The sequence below is a fragment of the Bacteroides sp. M10 genome (assembly GCF_014334015.1).
GTDB lineage: Bacteria > Bacteroidota > Bacteroidia > Bacteroidales > Bacteroidaceae > Bacteroides > Bacteroides intestinigallinarum.
On the sequence record NZ_CP060488.1, the window covers coordinates 3,747,419 to 3,765,870 of the forward strand.

The 18,452-nt window shown below is 42.2% G+C and carries 18 protein-coding genes and 1 tRNA gene; 5 read left to right on the plus strand and 14 right to left on the minus strand.

Features of this window, described 5'->3' with window-relative positions; translation table 11 throughout:
• Nucleotides 1–26: 26 nt before the first annotated feature.
• The 3 genes from H8796_RS13290 to mnmE form a co-directional block, all read right to left on the minus strand.
• The gene (locus H8796_RS13290; RefSeq protein ID WP_117901799.1) at nucleotides 27–1,142 is read right to left on the minus strand and encodes a site-specific integrase; all 1,116 of its coding nucleotides are present in this window, start codon (nucleotides 1,140–1,142) and stop codon (nucleotides 27–29) included.
• A 116-nt stretch (nucleotides 1,143–1,258) separates the two neighbouring features.
• Entirely contained in the window at nucleotides 1,259–2,137 is an 879-nt protein-coding gene (locus tag H8796_RS13295; protein WP_010992345.1) for a helix-turn-helix domain-containing protein, read from the minus strand.
• A gap of 261 nt (nucleotides 2,138–2,398) precedes the next feature.
• Nucleotides 2,399–3,796 (minus strand): tRNA uridine-5-carboxymethylaminomethyl(34) synthesis GTPase MnmE, encoded by a 1,398-nt coding sequence (gene mnmE, locus H8796_RS13300; protein ID WP_117931883.1) that lies wholly within the window; start codon nucleotides 3,794–3,796, stop codon nucleotides 2,399–2,401.
• 134 nt (nucleotides 3,797–3,930) lie between these two features.
• Between mnmE and H8796_RS13305 the strand changes: the two genes are divergently transcribed.
• A complete protein-coding gene (locus H8796_RS13305) occupies nucleotides 3,931–5,838 on the plus strand; it encodes a PAS domain-containing hybrid sensor histidine kinase/response regulator (protein WP_117932462.1) in 1,908 nt (635 codons plus the stop codon).
• 82 nt (nucleotides 5,839–5,920) lie between these two features.
• Nucleotides 5,921–6,580 (plus strand): NAD(P)-dependent oxidoreductase, encoded by a 660-nt coding sequence (locus H8796_RS13310; protein WP_117931884.1) that lies wholly within the window; start codon nucleotides 5,921–5,923, stop codon nucleotides 6,578–6,580.
• A 117-nt stretch (nucleotides 6,581–6,697) separates the two neighbouring features.
• Here H8796_RS13310 and H8796_RS13315 read toward each other — a convergent pair whose 3' ends face one another.
• The 4 genes from H8796_RS13315 to H8796_RS13330 all read right to left on the minus strand — a co-directional run bounded on the left by H8796_RS13315 (nucleotide 6,698) and on the right by H8796_RS13330 (nucleotide 10,666).
• A complete protein-coding gene (locus H8796_RS13315) occupies nucleotides 6,698–7,576 on the minus strand; it encodes a nucleoside phosphorylase (protein ID WP_117931885.1) in 879 nt (292 codons plus the stop codon).
• Nucleotides 7,577–7,732: 156 nt separating this feature from the next.
• Nucleotides 7,733–8,734, minus strand: a complete 1,002-nt coding sequence (gene floA / locus H8796_RS13320; RefSeq protein ID WP_004302020.1) for a flotillin-like protein FloA — start codon at nucleotides 8,732–8,734, stop codon at nucleotides 7,733–7,735.
• Between the two features lie 23 nt (nucleotides 8,735–8,757).
• Entirely contained in the window at nucleotides 8,758–9,228 is a 471-nt protein-coding gene (locus H8796_RS13325) for an NfeD family protein (protein WP_004302021.1), read from the minus strand.
• 16 nt (nucleotides 9,229–9,244) lie between these two features.
• On the minus strand, nucleotides 9,245–10,666 hold the full coding sequence (locus H8796_RS13330) for a tetratricopeptide repeat protein (protein WP_117931886.1): 1,422 nt from the start codon (nucleotides 10,664–10,666) through the stop codon (nucleotides 9,245–9,247).
• A 183-nt stretch (nucleotides 10,667–10,849) separates the two neighbouring features.
• Here H8796_RS13330 and H8796_RS13335 point away from each other — a divergent pair, with 183 nt between their 5' ends.
• Nucleotides 10,850–11,596: an ATP-binding protein gene (locus H8796_RS13335; protein WP_117931887.1), complete on the plus strand. Its 747-nt coding sequence runs from the start codon at nucleotides 10,850–10,852 to the stop codon at nucleotides 11,594–11,596.
• Nucleotides 11,597–11,611: 15 nt separating this feature from the next.
• Complete coding sequence (locus H8796_RS13340; RefSeq protein WP_117931888.1) at nucleotides 11,612–11,983, plus strand: DMT family protein; 372 nt, start codon at nucleotides 11,612–11,614, stop codon at nucleotides 11,981–11,983.
• A gap of 67 nt (nucleotides 11,984–12,050) precedes the next feature.
• Here the strand turns inward: H8796_RS13340 and H8796_RS13345 are convergent, their stop codons facing one another.
• From H8796_RS13345 to H8796_RS13370, 6 genes are read right to left on the minus strand one after another with little or no spacing between them, the layout of a single operon-like run.
• Entirely contained in the window at nucleotides 12,051–13,064 is a 1,014-nt protein-coding gene (locus H8796_RS13345; RefSeq protein ID WP_117931889.1) for an FAD:protein FMN transferase, read from the minus strand.
• Between the two features lie 30 nt (nucleotides 13,065–13,094).
• The gene (locus tag H8796_RS13350) at nucleotides 13,095–13,676 is read right to left on the minus strand and encodes a manganese efflux pump MntP family protein (RefSeq protein ID WP_117931890.1); all 582 of its coding nucleotides are present in this window, start codon (nucleotides 13,674–13,676) and stop codon (nucleotides 13,095–13,097) included.
• A gap of 6 nt (nucleotides 13,677–13,682) precedes the next feature.
• Complete coding sequence (locus H8796_RS13355) at nucleotides 13,683–14,432, minus strand: DUF6048 family protein (RefSeq protein WP_009000683.1); 750 nt, start codon at nucleotides 14,430–14,432, stop codon at nucleotides 13,683–13,685.
• Entirely contained in the window at nucleotides 14,416–15,000 is a 585-nt protein-coding gene (locus tag H8796_RS13360) for a DUF6452 family protein (protein WP_117931891.1), read from the minus strand. Before H8796_RS13360 ends, H8796_RS13355 begins: the two co-directional genes overlap by 17 nt.
• A gap of 21 nt (nucleotides 15,001–15,021) precedes the next feature.
• The gene (locus tag H8796_RS13365) at nucleotides 15,022–15,972 is read right to left on the minus strand and encodes a glycosyltransferase family 2 protein (protein ID WP_074635646.1); all 951 of its coding nucleotides are present in this window, start codon (nucleotides 15,970–15,972) and stop codon (nucleotides 15,022–15,024) included.
• A 32-nt stretch (nucleotides 15,973–16,004) separates the two neighbouring features.
• A complete protein-coding gene (locus tag H8796_RS13370) occupies nucleotides 16,005–16,562 on the minus strand; it encodes a DUF4199 domain-containing protein (RefSeq protein WP_117931892.1) in 558 nt (185 codons plus the stop codon).
• Between the two features lie 308 nt (nucleotides 16,563–16,870).
• Between H8796_RS13370 and H8796_RS13375 the strand changes: the two genes are divergently transcribed.
• Nucleotides 16,871–16,944 (plus strand) — tRNA-Thr (locus H8796_RS13375).
• 160 nt (nucleotides 16,945–17,104) lie between these two features.
• On the opposite strand, the gene eno is transcribed toward H8796_RS13375, so the two are convergent.
• Nucleotides 17,105–18,385: a phosphopyruvate hydratase gene (gene eno / locus H8796_RS13380; protein ID WP_004316472.1), complete on the minus strand. Its 1,281-nt coding sequence runs from the start codon at nucleotides 18,383–18,385 to the stop codon at nucleotides 17,105–17,107.
• Between the last annotated feature and the right edge of the window lie 67 nt (nucleotides 18,386–18,452).

Here is an 18,452-nt window from a genome sequence, read left to right on the forward strand (position 1 = left end):
CGCAGAAATCGGGGACAAAGCAGCTGTCAGTCTTGCCGTGTCAGGGTAATTTTCTTACTGGCTTCACGTTTGTTGGCATCCACGACTTTGATATACCTTTGCGTGGTGGTGATACTCTTGTGCGCCATGATGCTCTGTATGGTACGGATGTCCGTCCCGGCAGCTGCTTGTAGCGTTGCAAATGTTCTCCGGTACGAGTGAAATGTTATGTTCTTGGTAATTCCGGCAGAACGAATCCATTCTTTCATCGGTATTTGCGTCCAACTACGCATAAGTCCCTTGAATACCAAACCTTTCTTTTCAGAACTATAGCCTATCAATCCCAATGCTTCTTCGCTGATGGGAATGATGTCTTCCGCTTTGTTCTTCTGCGTAATGATGTGTACGCATTTCCCACCGGCAGAATAGTCCACGATGTCTTCCCAACATAGCGAGAGAATGTCACTGATACGCAAGCTGGTCATACAGGAAAACAGCGATGCCGTTTTCAGAATAGGCTTCTTACAAGGTGTCTCGGCCAATTTGTACAGTTCCTCAACAGACAGGGCCTCTTTCATTACATCTTCTGTCTCTATCTTTTCCAAGAAGTCATTGACATTGGTCTTTATCATCCCATTACGGTAGAGTATTTTCAGGAAACCTCTGAAAGTAGACCAATATCCTGATGCGGAGTTCCGTGTGATACGTCCGTTACGCCTTAGCTTCTTGGCACTCAGCAGATATTCCCGAAACTTGTTACAGAGGTCGATGTCAATCTCTTCAAAGGTGCATTTGCCATGTACGAAGTTATTGAAATGCAGATAGACAAACTCCCATTTCTGGTCATGCTTATGGAGCTGCTTGCGATAATACTCCAGAAAGTCTGCCTTGAGTTTGTACTTGTCAAAGAAGTCATACCGTTCATTGACTACCGACTCGAACCTGCGGCAACGGATGGCTTCGGCTTTCTCGGTCATTACCTCGTTGAAATTCTGTTCACGTTTGTTTCTCGGATTGGCATAGATATAAATACCAAGCGATTCATGACGGATAACTTTCATTGTCTCTTTGTCTCGATACCCCGGATAATAATCCAGATAGAAAGACATCATCCTGCCTTTTAGCGGACGTGTCCTTAATGTCACAGTCTTGCATTCATGCATAATGTTATATTTTATGGTTATTATTAATTCGTCGGCGAAACTCTATAATGTAATCATGCAGATTACCTACAGCAGGGATTAATTTTTGAATAATTTACGGATAGCCATAAATTAGACTATTTGCGGACACCCATTACCCGGTCAAACTCCACTTTCAGGAATCTGACGAATCGTCCGTTCTTCTCACGGTTGATCTGATGGAATTGCAGAATACCGTAAACTGAATCACGAGAGAGTTTGAATTTCTCCATCGCCTCCTTGACGGTGTAGTATTCCGCCTTGCTCTCCTGTTCGGAACTCTTCGAGAGGTCGAAGTGGAGCTTTGAGTAGAATATCTGCCCATGCTCTTTCTTGGAGGGAATGTTGTTCCGATACACTTGCGAACGGATGGCGACACGTGTCATGCCGTACTTCTCCTGAATCTCTTCCGGTGTGTACCATTCGGTAAGGTCGGAATCCACCTCGTATTTGGCAAAGGCGGCATCGATATGTTTCTTGCTGTAATAGTTGAACTGGCGTATTCTCACCTTCGGCACTTTATGTTGCCGTGTGTAAGTCCACACCCATTTGGCGTTGACTTTATATTTTTCCGCAATCTCTTCGGCGGTGTAATACTCGGAGATGTTGAAGTCGTTTTTTGCAACCAGTCGTTCGTAAGGTTTGCTTTTGAGCATTAACTCTATGTCTGCACGCCTTACCAAAGCCATTCTTCCGCTAATTCGGGATGCTCTAAGTTTATCCTCTTTGACTAATTTATAAATGTACTGACGGCTTACGCCCATCAATCGGGCAGCCTGCGAGAAAGTGAAATATTCCTGCTTCTCCAGACTGGAGCGCAGCTCCTGCATTTCTTGAATATGGCGCAGTTCCATTTTGCGCTCCTTGATACGATGTTTGTAACCTCGCTTCGAGCATTGAGGGCTACAATAACAGGTCGTTGTTTTCTGTGCGATGAATGGTTTTCCGCACCATTGACAAATTCTCTTTACTTCCATATTTCCTATATCATTTTCTCTGTTTTTTTATTTCCCTTTTTGTCTACACATGTAAACCATTGTCAACACACGTCAACTAATGCGTCACTGTGACATTCGGGCTAACCGTGAATTTCTGTCGCGGTAGAAATATGATAGAAAAATATGGATAAAAACCGTTATCTCCAAATACGGACTGGAAAGTGTTAAAATAGAAAAGTCGCTGATATACAGCGACTTTATTCTAAATGATTATAGTTGGTTACGGCTGTTTCCAAGCCATCATTTGCCGATGCAAAAATGTTGAAAAATATTTTGAAGTACCATGTCATTCGTAACCTCACCCGCTATGTCCGAAATGAAGAAGATACACTCTCGTATGTCTTGCGAAAGAAAATCCCCGGAAATCTGCGAATCAAGTCCGTCTTGTACTCTATGAATAGCTTCCAAAGCTTTATTTAAAGCTTCGTAATGCCTTACATTTGTTACAATAATATCATTCTGTGTCACTGTAGGCAAGTGTGCTGCATCAATAAGCATTTTTTGTAATTCACTTGTATTCTCCCGTTGTTTGGCCGAGATGAAAATAGATTCCGTAGATTCTTTGGGGAAGTCTTTTAATAAAGATAATAAATCCTCTTTCTCTTTACCTTCAATCAAATCAGCCTTATTGAATACAACAATCAAATGTTTTCCTTCGCAACGTGGAATTATCTTCTCCGATAACTGTTCAATTTGAGAGGCGGCATTCACAGCATCTACCATCCAAAGAACAATCTCCGCCTGATCCAACTTCTGAAAAGTTCGTTCAATACCCAAACTTTCAATCGTGTCATTGGTTTCCCGGATTCCGGCGGTATCAATGAACCGGAAAGTGATTCCTCCGATATTGACAGTATCTTCGATTACATCACGTGTTGTCCCGTGAATATCACTGACAATGGCTTTATCCTCATTCAATAATACATTCAGTAAAGTCGATTTTCCGGCATTTGTTTCACCGATGATAGCTACGGGAACACCATTCTTAATGGCGTTGCCGACACTAAATGAATGAGCCAGCCGCGAAATGACCTGTTCTATTTCATCTGCCAGCTTCCTTAATGCCGAACGATCGGCAAATTCCACATCCTCTTCGCTGAAATCCAACTCCAATTCAATCATGGAAGTGAAATTCAACAACTTGTTACGTAGATCTGTCAGCTCTTTACTGAATCCGCCCCGCATCTGGCTCATTGCCAATCGGTGAGTGGCAGCAGATGAAGAAGCAATCAAGTCCGCCACAGCTTCTGCCTGACTTAAATCCATCTTTCCATTGAGGAAAGCACGTTGCGTATATTCTCCCGGTTGGGCCATGCGGCAACCGTTTTTAATAAGCAACTGCATCACCTGTTGAAGAATATAAGTGGAACCATGACACGTGATTTCCGTACTGTCTTCTCCCGTATACGAATGAGGAGCACGGAAAAGGCTGACGAGCACTTCATCAATCATCTCATCTCCGTCATAAATACGTCCGAATGTCAAAGTATATGGTTTTTGTTCGCTTAATAATTTGCCAGCTTTGGCTGACTTGAAGATGCTGCCGGTAATAGAAATAGCTTCCGGACCGGAAACGCGGATGCTTCCGATAGCACCGCCTTGAGCGGTAGCGATGGCGCAGATAGTATCTTGAATCATTGTTTTTTCTTTTTGGATGAGCAAAGATAATTGTTTCTAAGTAAAAAACAGAAAATTGAGCACAACTTGTGCTTTATTTGTTTATATTTGCTGCCGTGCAGTGGTACACCAAACAAAATAAAACGATAATGCTTATGGAACCAGCGATTAATTTATATTCTTCCAATGAAAAGAGTGAACTCATACGGGAGAACTCACAAGAAATACTTTCTGTCCTTGCAGCTCATCAAATAGCTTTGTGGGAATATGATATCATTACGGGCGAATGCTCTTTTTCTGACGACTATTTCTCTACACTTGGTTTGAAGAATGCCGGAGTCCTTTTTGAAGATATTGATAGTTTCTATCGGTTTGTTCATCCGGACGATACCGAAGCTTATAAGCAGGCTTTTGCAGAGATGCTTTCATCAGACTCTAAGACTTCACAAATCAGAGTTCGTTGTATTGGTGAACAGGGGAAAGTGGTTTGGCTGGAAGATCATTTTTTGTCTTACAAAGAGAGTTGTAAAAGCCATCCGGGTAAAGTGCTGGCGTATACAGTGAATGTCACTTCACAGTGCGAAAAGGAGCAACATATCAAATATCTGGAAGAATATAACCGCAAAATTATTGAAGCACTGCCGGAATTCATTTTTATTTTTGATGATAATTTCTTTATTACCGATGTCCTGATGGCACCGGGAACGATATTGCTTCACCCTGTGGAAGTGCTACGCGGGGCAGACGGACGATCTATTTATTCACCGGAGGTCAGTGACTTGTTCCTTTGTAACATTCGCGAGTGTCTGCAGGACGGACAGTTGAAAGAAATAGAATATCCGGTTGAAGTGGATGGAGGAGTACATTATTTTCAGGCACGTATCGCCCCTTTTGAAGGGAACAGAGTGTTGGCATTGATACATGATATTGGAGATCGCATTCAGCGTTCTCAGGAATTGATTGAAGCAAAACGTCGTGCGGAGGATGCTGATAAGATGAAGTCGGTTTTTCTAGCGAATATGAGCCATGAGATTCGTACCCCGTTGAATGCTATTGTTGGCTTTTCGGAGATTATTGCGGTGACGGAGGGTGAAGAAGAGAAAAGGGAGTATCTGGAGATTATCCAGAGAAATAGCAACTTGTTACTGCAGTTGATTAATGATATTTTAGACCTTTCCCGTATTGAATCCGGCAAATCGGAAATGCATTTCCAGCAGGTTGAGATTGCAGGACTAGTGGAAGAAGTGGAAAAAGTGCACCAGCTGAAGATGAAGTCGAATGTAGAATTGAAAGTGATTCGTCCCGAAGGAGAATACTGGACTTCTACCGATCGTAACCGTGTGATGCAAGTATTGTTCAACTTCTTGTCGAACGCGATTAAAAATACGGAAAAGGGAAGCATTACTTTAGGCTTGAAACATGAAGGACCCTGGCTGAAACTGTATGTCAGCGATACGGGTTGCGGTATATCCAAAGAGAAACTCCCTCAAATTTTTACCCGTTTTGAGAAACTGAATGATTTTGTGCAAGGCACCGGATTAGGGCTTTCAATTTGTAAAAGCATTGTAGAACGACTGGGCGGCCGTATCGAAGTAACTTCAGAATTAGGGCAGGGGAGTGTGTTTGCACTCTATTTACCCTATCAGGAAATACCGAAGGAGGTTGTCGAAAGAAGACTTCCGCATAAGAAGAATATCGATGAGGATAAACGTAAAAAGATATTGGTGGTAGAAGACATTGAGTCGAACTTTGCCCAACTTAATATTCTTCTGAATAAGGAATATATTATTTCATGGGTACGCAACGGACAGGAAGCCATCAATAGCTTCATCCGCGAAAAGCCGGATTTGATTCTGATGGATATCCGTATGCCGATCATGGACGGTATTCAAGCCACTGAAAAGATCCGTACAATTTCTTTGACTGTACCTATTATCGCAGTGACCGCGTATGCTTTCTATACTGAACAGCAACAGGCTATTCAGGCAGGATGTAACGCTGTTATCTCAAAACCCTATTCTTTGGAAAGGTTGAAAGAGACAATAGAATCTTATATCGGATAATTAATTTTCTAAAAGAGAGCTAACATTCTGAATGTTGTGGTGTTATTTATTATATAGTAGTAACATTATAATATATTAGAATATGGAGAAAGTGAAAAAGATAGTCCTTATCGGGGCAAGTGGCTTTGTGGGCTCTGCCCTTCTGAATGAAGCATTGAATCGTGGTTTCGAGGTTACGGCAGTGGTTCGTCATCCGGAAAAGATAAAGATAGAGAATGAAAATCTGAAAGTGGTGAAAGCCGATGTCTCCACGCTTGATGAAGTGGCTGCCGTTTGTAAAGGTGCAGATGCGGTTATTAGTGCATTCAATCCGGGATGGAATAATCCTGATATATACGATGAAACAATCAAAGTTTATCTGACCATTATTGATGGAGTGAAGAAAGCGGGTGTTAATCGCTTTTTGATGGTGGGCGGTGCCGGTTCTTTGTTTATCGCTCCGGGCTTGCGTCTGATGGATTCCGGTGAAGTACCCGAAAATATATTGCCGGGAGTGAAAGCTCTGGGAGAGTTTTATCTGAACTTTTTAAAGAAAGAAAAAGAAATAGACTGGGTATTTTTCTCTCCGGCAGCGGATATGCGTCCGGGAGTACGTACAGGACGTTATCGGTTGGGAAAAGATGATATGATTGTAGATATTGTAGGAAACAGCCATATCTCTGTTGAAGATTATGCTGCCGCCATGATTGATGAGCTGGAATATCCGAAACATCATCAGGAGAGATTTACGATTGGTTATTAATAAAAAAACAATGGCTTGAATCCACACATATTATCAGTGAAAGATTCAAGTCATTATACATTCTTTTAATTGCAATTTTATTCTTTCGATTACAATTTAATCCTCCTGAATATAGATTTATATCCTGTCAAGTACTGTCTTAATCAGCGTATCGATTGTATTCTTATATCCGGTGTTGGCCTCTTTGATAAGTCGGTTGGCTATCACCATGCAGACGGTCATTGCCTTGTGTCCCATCAACCGGCTAAGTCCTGCCAAAGCCGAACTTTCCATTTCGAAGTTGGTAATTTTGTAACCTTTATATTCGAACGCTTCAATCTTATCATTCTGTTTCGGGTCTGCTAACGGGATACGCAGTTCACGTCCTTGGGGACCGAAGAAACCTCCGGCAGCGATTGTCACTCCACGTACCATGTCATCTTTGGCGATCCGGTCGATCAATTCTTCACTGGCATCAATGACGTAAGGAGCAGGAGCGCACATATTTCCCGACCAACCCATGTGATTGAGGAAAGCACGTTCGAAAGGCAAATTGCATACGGCATTACGTCCGGCATAGAAATTCAGTAACCCGTCGAAACCGATGGACTTTTGTGAACAGACAAAAGTTCCGACAGGCGTATTGGGTTGCAGACCGCCACATGTGCCGATACGCACTAATTCCAGTTGGCGGAACTGATCCTTTTCTTCGCGGGTGACAAAGTCGATATTGGCGAGTGCATCCAATTCATTCATTACGATGTCGATGTTATCGCAACCGATTCCTGTAGAGACTACCGTAATTCGTTTACCTTTATAAGTACCCGTGATAGTTTTGAATTCGCGGCTTTCCACTTCACATTCTTTGTTTTCGAAATGAGAAGCTACGAGTGCTACACGTCCGGGGTCACCTACCAGGATTACTTTATCTGCCAACCATTCGGGTTTTACGTGAAGATGGAATACTGAACCGTCTTCATTGATTATCAATTCAGAGGATGGAAAGTACTTTTTCATGTCATTGAAAGGTTTTAGTTTTATAATAGGATTGTATCTATAAATAGAAACGCCGGAACCGGATTTAAGTTCAGAAGAAGTCTCTTTCTTTTTCCATAGGAAAAGAGAGAACGTCTTGCGACTGAAATGAAATCGGATTCCGGCGTTTGTGATAGATTATTTGCTCAATGGCTGATTGCCAGCATTGCCTGTTGTAGGCTTGGCGATATTCTCACGCATGGAAGTATCAGCTTCGATATTCTTCATACGGTAATAATCCATGATGCCTAAGTTTCCACTGCGGAAAGCTTCAGCCATTGCTTTAGGAACTTCAGCTTCTGCCTCAATCACTTTTGCACGAGCTTCCTGTGCTTTTGCTTTCATTTCCTGTTCGGAAGCTACTGCCATAGCACGGCGCTCTTCAGCTTTTGCCTGTGCAATATTCTTATCTGCATTAGCCTGATCGATTTGCAGAGCCGCACCGATGTTCTTACCTATGTCGATGTCCGCAATATCAATAGACAGAATCTCGAAAGCAGTTCCTGCGTCCAGACCTTTACGAAGTACAAGTTTAGAGATAGAATCCGGATTCTCCAATACCGATTTATGGTTTTCAGAAGAACCGATAGACGAAACGATACCTTCGCCTACACGGGCAAGGATCGTATCTTCACCTGCACCACCGACCAATTGTTTGATACTGGCACGTACTGTTACTCTGGCTTTAGCTATCAACTGAATACCATCTTTGGCAACGGCTGTAACAGGAGGGGTGTCAATAACTTTAGGATTTACAGACATCTGCACTGCTTCGAATACATCACGTCCTGCAAGGTCGATAGCAGTTGCCATTTGAAATGACAATTCGATATTCGCCTTCGATGCAGATACTAAGGCATGGACTACTTTTTCCACATGTCCTCCCGCCAGATAATGGGCCTCCAGTTCATCACGGGTTATGTTTTTTAATCCAGCTTTGTGGGCCTCGATCATTCCCGGCACAATGATATATGGCGGAACATTACGTATACGCATCAGAAATAGTTGTATCAACGAGATGTTGACACCTGATACTTTGGCCGACAACCATAAAAAGAACGGCACATAATGGAAAAATAGTATTAGGAAAATAATACCTCCAACAATCAGAAGTATAGGTAAGTACAAGGATGTTTCCATTGATAATTTGTATTAAGTGAATATTATTCTTTGTGTTTCTCAACCATGATTGTACCGTCGGTGATGCGGCTTACGATTATCGAAGTCTTCTCATTGAGGAATCCGTCTATTGACTTTACCTCTACAATTTTTCCGTTAATCTCGGCATAACCGATTTGTGCCAGGCGGGTAGTACTGATTCCTGTATCACCCACTTTGACGCTATCTTCTGCGCTACGGTCTACTTTTGAATCGATATCTTTTTTCAACGCCAGTTTGTCCAGCATCTTCGATCGCATAAACCAAATCAGTGATCCGATGCAGGCAACCGCTGATATGCCAAGAGTGACAAATCCTCCTGCCATACCTAAATTGTCGAACGCATAGTAGTTGGCATACAGGATGCAAACCAATGCAGAAATTCCGGCCAGGCTAATGCCCGGGATGACGAACAGTTCTACCAGAAACAGTATGACTGCGGCAATAATGAGAACGGCGATAATGAGTATATCCATAGTTCAGAGTTATTATTTATTTTGTTTTTTCTGCATTACGTACATTCACTTCGAGAGCATCCAGTTCTTCGGACATTTGCAGTATCCGCTTTTCAAGGTCGAGAATGACAGGAGCCATTTTGGCTTTTCCCTGTTGGTTGGCACCGGCATATTGTTGACGAAGGCTGTTCAGCTTTTCTTCTTGTTGATAATAGTCTTTTTCCATCTGCTGATAGCGTTGGAAAAGTGTCTTGGCTTTTGCGGATTTAAAGTCGCTCATCAGATAGTAAGTCGTATGGTCGTCAATGACAAACTCAAAATCCATGGCACGGCGTTCTTTGGGTTTATGACTGATAGCAGCTTCCAATCGTTGCAGTGCTTCGGTAACCGCTTGTTTATCCTTCCAGGTTTCTTTTAGCGAATGAATCTGCGCCAGACGAATGATCTGTTGCTGCTCCATTGCTTCATAATTATAAGTCTGTTTGGAAGTGTTAGGAATGAATACATAAATGCATACCTTTCCTTCCGGTTGGAAACGGTCGGAAGCAAACCATCCGAGGTTGTTGTATTCATCAATGACGTACATATAATCGTTGTACGGCGAGTTGAACGGCATACCCACATTCTCCGGAACAAGATAAGTGTCGGTATTCGTGTTGTAGCGAGTGACAAAAATATCATAGCCACCCAGTCCCTCGCCATCGCTGGCGTAATAAACGGTGACTCCATCCGATAGGACAAACGGATAATTCACATTGCCGGAAGCATTAATACTACCCGGTAACGGGCGTCCGTCACTCCATTCATTCAACAACTTGTTCTTTGAAAAGATGTCAAGATTACCTTTCTCACCCTTTTCGCTATAATAAATTTTATTTCCGATTTCTGTTTCATAAACAGTTCCCGGATGATCTCCTTCTGTCTTGAAGAACTCATTGAAAGTAAACAGCTTGCCCGATTCTTCGCTAATCTTGTAAGCGTTCAGGAAAGTCGCTTTGTCCACAACGAAACTGTCGATGATACATACATCTTCAACTCCCTTCAACATACGGAGGTCGGATTTGCTTTTTTCCAGAAGCTTTTCTGCTTCTTCCGTCGGTTTTTTACGTTTACTTAAATCTGCGATATATTCCTCAAAGCAGTTCACTGCGTCTTCAAAGCGGTACGTCTCATTATATGCTTGTCCCAAATAGAGTTGTCCACCGGTGATACGTTTCTTTACCGCTATTTCAAGAGGTTTCACCGCCTCTTCCGCCTCTCCGGTTTTCAGGCAACATACGCCATACCAATAATTATAATTCCCGTTCGACGGTTGTGATTTAGCATACTTCTTAAAAATTGGTTTGGCTTGTTCGTACTCACCTTTGGTAAATAAGGTGCGTGCCTGTTCCAACGTTTGTGCAGAGACTTCGCAAAGGAAGAGGCTGCAAATTAAAAATAGAATATATTTTCCTTTCATCGTTTTGAGCGTTTATGAGTGACGGGTAGATTGAAAACATTGCTGCTTTCGGGCACCGGTCCATTTATCAATTGTTCAAAAGTACAAATTTATTAGAAATAAACCCTTTTTCAGTGATTCTATTATGTTAATTCTTCTTTAAATCATTCTTTTCGCTTACTTTTGCAGCCGATTTTCAAAGATATGACACAATTTACGGAAGAAGAGAAAACCATTCGCCGCATTGAACGGCGGTTTAGCAAAGGAGTGGTGCAATATGGATTGATAGAAGAAGGAGACAAAATCCTTATCGGACTGTCGGGAGGAAAAGATTCGTTGGCGCTTGTGGAACTGTTGGGGAGACGCGCACGTATCTATAAACCTCGCTTTTCTGTTGTTGCCGCCCATGTAGTGATGAAGAATATTCCTTATCAGAGTGATACGGAATATTTGAAAGCGCACTGTGAAGCGTATGGAGTTCCCTTTGTGCAGTATGAGACTGCCTTTGATCCTGCTACCGACACACGTAAATCTCCCTGTTTCCTCTGTTCGTGGAACCGTCGGAAAGCCTTGTTCACAGTTGCCAAGGAACACGGATGCAATAAAATCGCTCTCGGTCACCATATGGATGATATTTTGGAAACTTTATTGATGAATATCACTTATCAGGGAGCTTTCAGTACAATGCCACCCCGGTTGGTGATGAAGAAGTTTGATATGACAATTATTCGTCCGATGTGTCTGGTTCATGAAGCCGATTTGGCAGAATTGGCGACTTTGCGTCATTATCAGAAGCAAGTGAAGAATTGTCCTTATGAATCGCAGTCCAGCCGGAGTGATATGAAAGGAATTTTACGGCAGTTGGAAGCGATGAACTCGGAAGCTCGTTATAGCCTTTGGGGGAGTATGACTAATGTACAGGAAGAATTATTACCAGATAAAATAGATTAATTTGAATAGATTGTTATGAAAGGATTCTATACCATTTTGTTGCTGATCGTATCTAATGTCTTTATGACATTTGCTTGGTACGGACATTTAAAGATGAAACAGGAGTACAGTTGGTTCGCAGCTCTTCCGCTGATCGGTGTGATTGCGTTCAGCTGGGCGATCGCCTTTTTTGAATATTCCTGTCAGATACCGGCCAATCGCATTGGCTTTGTAGGCAATGGAGGCCCGTTTTCATTGATGCAACTAAAAGTCATTCAAGAGGTAATAACACTTGTTATTTTTACAGTGTTCACTACAATCTTTTTTAAAGGTGAGGCTTTACATTGGAATCATCTGGCTGCATTTGTCTGTCTGATTGCAGCAGTGTATTTCGTGTTTATGAAATAGATATTTGCCAATTGAATAGAGGTTCTGTTTTCTCAAGTAGAACCTCTATTTGTATAAAATATATATATTACGGAGTAGTTATGTGTTTTTTCATTCCCTCCGTATAATAAGTCTTGAACTCTCCATTTTCTCCGCTATAGATAAAGTAGGCGTCAATCGTTGTATCCGCTTTGCAGAAAGCTTCCGCTTCTTCCAGTCCCATCACCATGAAGGCGGTGGCAAGGGCGTCGGCAGTCATACAGTCTTTGGCGATTACCGTAGAGGACAAGATATTGTGTTGTACCGGATAGCCAGTTCTAGGGTCAATCGTATGGGCGTATTTCTTCCCATCCTTATAATAATAATTACGATAGTTTCCGGAAGTAGCCAAGCCTAAATCTGTTATCTCAAGAATTGTCTGTAAGTCTTGGTTTACGGCCAGTGAATCGTCGATGGGCTTATTGATTCCAATGCGCCATAAGCCTTTGGAAGGATTTTTCCCTTTCACTACCACCTCGCCTCCTATATCTACCATATAGTTTTTTATTCCCTTACGGTCGAGTAGTTGTGCAATTACGTCTACCGAATACCCTTTGGCAACGGCACTACAACTTAACATGGTACGAGGATCCTGTTTGATAACTTTGCCGTTATCCATTTTCACTTTTTCATATCCGGTGATTTGTAACAGACTGTCTATCATTAATGAATCAGGAAAAGCACCTTTTTTGAAACCGAATCCCCAAGCATTGGCAAGAGGGGCCACTGTAATGTCGAAAGCACCCTTTGTCTCTCGGGAAATTTCCATCGAGCGATGGAAACATTTCTGGAAAAAACTATCAGTCACCAGCTCTTCATTGCGGTTGACACGACTGATAACAGAACTGTCATTGAATGGAGATAAAGATTGGTCGAAACGTTTCAGTTCAGCTTCTATTTCCGGTTTTAAATCACCATCATGCTGATAAGTAATCTTATATACTGTCCCAAACACTAAACCTTTGACACTGTAATAGTCAACTTGTTGATTATGTCTGACTAATATCCAGATAGTTGCCAAAATCAGGAAAGCCAGCCAAAGGAAACTTTTCTTTGTTTTCATACGCTCTTCTATTTGATGAGAAAACTCGTTTTATTGAAGAAATAAATGTTCAATTAATATCTTTAGTCCGATAATGACTAGAATGATACCTCCCCATAACTCTGCTTTCAGTTTCCGGGCGATGCCGCAGCCACATTGGATACCAAAGATCAGACCGATGAGTGACATGACAAATGAAACAAACCCGATGATGCTGATAGGCGGAAGGATTTCGGTATAGTCCTGAACTCCCAGAAAGGCAAAGGAAATGCCGATTGCCAATGCATCAATACTTGTGGCTATTGCCATGGTCAATACCACTTTCGGATTTGCCGGATTGAACAGTTTACAACATTCTTCTTCTTTGAAAGATTCTAAAATCATTCGTCCGCCTAAGAAGGCAAGGATTGCGAAAGCAATCCAATGGTCTACACTTTCTATAAGATGACTGAATGTCTTTGCACACATCCATCCGATAAATGGCATGATTGCCTGAAAAAAGCCGAAAGCAAAAGCCATGACTAGCATGGGTTTCCATCGGGTATGTTTCAAAATAATACCGCTTGCAATTGAGACAGCGAAACAATCCATCGCCAGACCTATTGCAAGCAGCCAAATCTCTAGTCCTGTCATTGTATTCTAAAGAGGCAATTTATAAATAAGGGAATAAGTGATTCCCATGTTACTCGATTTAAATTTTCCGTAACCGGGTACGTACCATGGGTCTCCATATTCTCCGGTAGATGCTTTGGTTTTGTATTTCATACGTACTGACCACCCCATGTTGAAGTTTTTGTAAATACGTACTTTGACGCCTAAAACGATTTCCAGCCATTGCACCGATCCTTTCATACCCAGATGACTGAATGGCACACTTCCTCCCCAATAACCGTCTTCCAAACTGGGGTTACCTATTACATCTCCCCAGATAGGATCATCTGCCGGCATCGTGGAAACATCATATTTAAATGAACTGAATGCATAGCGAAGTCCTGCATACAAGTAGCTGTTCTTCTCTTTTTTCTTTGCCATGGTGTTGTAGTCCACACCGATTCGGAAGAATGGGGCCATTTTGCTCTTATAGTGTATGCCTGTTTCGCTCCAGGTATCTGTTCCTCCCATACCAAACTCAATGGTAGGGATGAATTTATTCTTGAGGTTAACGGCTACGCTGACTTCAGAACTCATAAAGTCGCCTCCCAGCAGCTTGCTTCCAATGCCATATAAATCCACACCGACATACGTACCATTGTAGAGCGGAATGGTATCTATCTCGGCAACCTCTTTTTTCTTCTGATCTCTTTTGGGCGTTTGCGCTGGACGTTGCTGTTGTGCCAGCAACGGAAGCCCAATGCAAAAGAGCAGAAGCAGACTAATTAGTCGTTTCATCAGGTGTGCGTTCTGGCCGATAATTATAGAATATCTGCAAGTTCTCGATTTCATTTGTATTGGCTTCTTTATTTTTTATATGAAGAGAATCTATCTGATCCGGCTGCCCGTTGCCATAGGGAGGAGGGTTACCCGGTCTTCCCGGTTTTCCAAATTTAGCGCTGATTATATTTTGTTTCATCATATAACCACATTCCATGGACTGGAAATAAGGGGTATTCTGTTGTACAATGTATAATGTGTCAACATCTTTATCTCTACGTTTGGGATCGTATCTGAATATGAACACAGTAGTGTCACTTGTGTATCGTAGTGGCAACATCAGGGTATGTACATTCTTTTCATTGTTCAGGATGATAGAGTCAGTGCCCAATGCTGTGATTGTTAATGAATCAAGCGTGTCTTTTAATGCAATAGTAGGGTTATCCGGATTAATGGTATATATTGTGCAGTACATCATTGGACGTCCTGCCAATGAGCAATCGTTCTCATCCGAGCAGGCACTGTGTAAGCTGACTGCACCGCCAATGATAGTCAATATGAGAAAGATACGAATTAAATTCTTCATAGTCAGTTTATTGAATGTGAATCAAATTTTCTTTTCTATCTGATAGTTATTCCGTTCCGGTGCATTGCGCGAGATGAGTTCGCCAAGGAATCCGGCTAAGAATAATTGCGTACCTATAATCATTGCCGTAAGTGACAAATAGAAATAGGGAGAGTCGGTCACCAGTCGGTAGGGGAGACCGTTGTACATGGCATATAGTTTACTGGCACCTACGATGATGACAGAAATCATTCCGATCAGAAACATTAATGATCCCAACAGTCCGAAGAAATGCATCGGCTTGATGCCGAATCTGGAGAGGAACCAAAGAGAGAGTAAATCCAGATACCCGTTTACGAAACGGTTCAGTCCGAATTTGGTTGTACCATATTTGCGAGCCTGGTGTTGTACCACCTTTTCACCGATTTTCTTGAATCCGGCGTTCTTTGCCAGATAAGGTATATAACGATGCATCTCACCGTACACTTCGATATGTTTTACGACCTCTTTGCGATAGGCTTTCAGTCCGCAGTTGAAGTCGTGCAGGTTTTTGATGCCTGATACTTTGCGGGCGGTAGCATTAAACAACTTGGTGGGCAGTGTCTTTGAAATAGGATCATATCTCTTTTGCTTCCAGCCGGATACCAGGTCGTAGCCATCCTTTGTAATCATCCGGTAAAGTTCGGGGATTTCGTCTGGGCTATCTTGCAGGTCCGCATCCATCGTTATGACTACGTTTCCTTCCGCTTCAGCGAATCCGCAGTAGAGTGCAGGTGATTTACCGTAGTTACGGCGGAATTTGATACCTTTTACATGTTCCGATTGAGCTTTAAGCTTTTCGATCACTTCCCATGAATGGTCGGTACTTCCATCGTTAACGAAAATCACTTCGAATGAGAATCCGTTGGCTTGCATTACCCGTTCTATCCAAGCATAGAGTTCGGGTAGTGACTCTTCTTCATTGAATAATGGGATTACAACTGATATATCCATTTTTTAATTACTAATTACTTACGAATTACAAATTACGATTGAGCCACTCCGTTATTTTCCGGTTTGGCCTTTTTCATTACCATCAATGCGGTGGGAATGGCCAGGATACTTCCCCAAAATACATCCCATGACAATAGTTGCATGGTGATATTGATGGAAGTAAGTGAACGGGCGGTATCTATCGTTTCTTTTATAACTTCTTTGTTTTCTATCAGAGCCGGGGTGTTGGTCATCAGTTCGTCCCACAACTGGATGTAAGAGTTGATGATAAATCCATGATCGATGAATTGGAAATAGGCGTAGTGGGCCACAGCTACCAGCAGAGAAGCAAACATATACATAAATATGGTAAAGAGCATGGCATGCGAAAATTGGATACTTCCCCCGCAAATCTTATCCCGGTACATTTTCGCATAGTGATATCCGATGAAAGGTACGGATAATGTCAGGATTACAAATAAAAGCGAAAGGAAAGGTATGTGGAATCCCAGCGGAAATAATATGAACTTCAATATCCAGTAGATTCCCATATACGTGCCAAAATGCATGGCATATTTTTGTAAATAGCTTCTGTTCTCTGTCATCTTCATTTATAAATTGCGCACAAAGGTACAAATAATATCGGTTGGTAGGGGAAATCTGGTTGTTAAAGTTAATAAAGCAGAGGAAGTTGCTGTCTGAATATTTTTTTGCAATTTTAATTGCCTGAAATGTAGCCTGTTAGTCTTTTGTTAGTAAAAAAGTTGTCTGCAGCTATTGCAGAATACATAAAAATGTCTACCTTTGCAACCGCAAAACGGGTAAGTCCTATACGGCCAGCTCCCTTCGAATCCTCCAGGGCTTGATCGCAGCAAAGGTAGTTGGTTGTAGCGGCGCGATATAGATAGCTTACCCACCCGCCTCTTTAGCTCAGTTGGCCAGAGCACGTGATTTGTAATCTCGGGGTCGTTGGTTCGAATCCGACAAGAGGCTCAAAAAGGATATATAACAAATACAAGAAAAAGCATTCAGGTATTAGTCTGGATGCTTTTTTTCTTTTTATACCTTTTATTAAGAGGGTAAACAATGTAAAAGAGGTGCGTCAAAAAAAAGTTCTTGACACACCTCCTTTAGTTTTATAGGGATTCAGTTTTTACTTGATTCTCTTGTATCCATACACAGCTAAATCGCCCAATTCCTCTTCAATGCGGAGTAACTGATTGTATTTAGCCATACGGTCTGAGCGGCTTAAAGAACCTGTCTTGATCTGTCCGCTGTTAGTAGCTACTGCGATATCAGCGATAGTAGCATCTTCTGTTTCACCCGAACGGTGAGAAGTAACAGTAGTGTATCCATGACGGTGAGCCATTTCGATAGCGTTCAGTGTTTCTGTCAGCGAACCGATTTGGTTTACTTTAATCAGGATAGAGTTGGCACAGCCTTTTTCGATACCCATTGCAAGGAAATCTACGTTGGTTACGAACAAGTCGTCACCTACCAGCTGGCAACGGTTGCCGATGCGTTCGGTCAGCTTTTTCCAGCCTTCCCAGTCGTTTTCGTTCATACCGTCTTCGATAGAGTCGATAGGGAATTTGTTGATTAGTTCTTCCAGGTAGTCAACTTGTTCTGCGGAAGTACGTTTCTTACCTTTTTCACCTTCAAACTTGGTATAATCGTAAATACCATCGTGGTAGAATTCGGAAGAAGCACAGTCCATACCGATCATAACGTCTTTGCCCGGTTCGTATCCTGCTGCTTTGATAGCGGCCAGAATAGAATTCAAAGCATCTTCCGTACCTTCGAGGTTAGGTGCGAAACCACCTTCATCACCTACAGCAGTGCTAAGGCCACGGTCTTTCAAGACTTTCTTTAAAGCGTGGAATACTTCAGCACCCATGCGCAGACCTTCTCTGAAAGAAGGAGCACCTACGGGGCGGATCATAAATTCCTGGAATGCGATCGGAGCATCGCTATGTGAACCACCGTTGATGATGTTCATCATCGGTACAGGCATTACATACGTATTTGTTCCACCGATATAGCGGTATAGAGGAAGGTCCAGATAGTTGGCAGCAGCTTTAGCTACGGCAAGAGATACGCCGAGAATAGCGTTAGCACCTAAATTCGATTTAGTCTTAGTGCCGTCCAATGCCAGCATTGCGTAGTCGATACCTCTCTGATTGAGTGAAGACATACCAATCAGCTTCGGAGCGATGATTTTATTTACATTATCAACCGCTTTTTGTACTCCTTTTCCACCATAGCGCTGTTTGTCACCATCGCGAAGTTCCAATGCTTCGTGTTCACCAGTGGAAGCACCTGACGGCACAGATGCACGTCCCATAATGCCGGATTCCAATACTACGTCAACTTCTACTGTGGGGTTACCTCTTGAATCGAGAATTTCTCGAGCTACAATTTTTTCAATTTTCATCGTTTCTATTGTTTTTGAATAAGATTTCTGCAAAAGTACGGACTTGACGGGGAGTGAGAAATCACCA